This window comes from Pseudarthrobacter sp. 10T415, assembly GCF_056394175.1.
In genome coordinates, this window is sequence record NZ_JBFTHJ010000081.1 from 1 (window position 1) to 406 (window position 406).

Consider the following 406-nt stretch of genomic DNA (forward strand, 5'->3'; position numbering starts at 1 on the left):
CGCCCGGCGCGCGCATGGCGTTGCCTTCGGGCAGGTCCAGCGTGGCCAGTCGCAGCGCGGTCATCCGGTTGGCGCCGGCGTAGAGCAGGCGCGTCTGCTGCACGGCGGTCTCGGGCCCGCCGCCCGGCAGGTCGCCCGACCAGCTTTCATGGGCGATGGCCGTGATCTTGCCGTCCCGCGTGGTGCCGAKGCGGATGCGCTGGATCGTSGCCGGCCGGTGCGKSGTGTTGTTGAASATCAGSGGSCGCGTCAGYGCCACCTTCACGGGCCGCTTGGCCGCGCGCGMGCCCAGCGCCGCGAGCAGCGCCTCGGCSCGCACGAACAGCTTGCCGCCGAAGCCRCCGCCGATAWAGGGCGAGATCASGCGCACGTTCTCCTTGGGGATGCCGAGCGTGGCCGCCAGGTC

The 406-nt window shown here is 73.3% G+C and carries 1 protein-coding gene; it reads right to left on the bottom strand.

Annotation, left to right across the window (positions count from 1 at the left end; all coding sequences use genetic code 11):
- Positions 1-406: molybdopterin cofactor-binding domain-containing protein (locus AC1DBN_RS21555; RefSeq protein ID WP_477724208.1), on the bottom strand; the 406-nt coding region annotated here is incomplete at both ends.